General features: G+C 42.5%; 1 pseudogene. It reads left to right on the forward strand.

The window, feature by feature from the left end:
* Positions 1 to 299: pseudogene (locus tag ACFIO5_RS12075) on the forward strand (heme biosynthesis protein HemY); the annotation flags it as partial.

Here is a 299-nt window from a genome sequence, read left to right on the forward strand (position 1 = left end):
CTTTCTTTGGCGCTGCGTGCTGAACGTGATCCGGTATGGATGTGTGACGGTACTATTTTTTCTTCTTGGGCAGTCATCTCTCCAATAAGTGGACGTTTGGGCTGCTTTGAATGGAAAGCACCACCCCGTATGCCCCCTCTCACATTGGAGGCTGATACTCTTGTGCTGACAAAAAAAGACCAAGAAGATAAAGAAGATAAGGTGGATAAAAATGCTGTTGTTGAAGGTGAAATGTTAGAAAAGTCTCCTTCTGTAAAAGTTGATCTTTTGCATCATGCACAGATAGATAAACAAGATAC

The organism is Bartonella sp. AA86SXKL, from assembly GCF_042196885.1.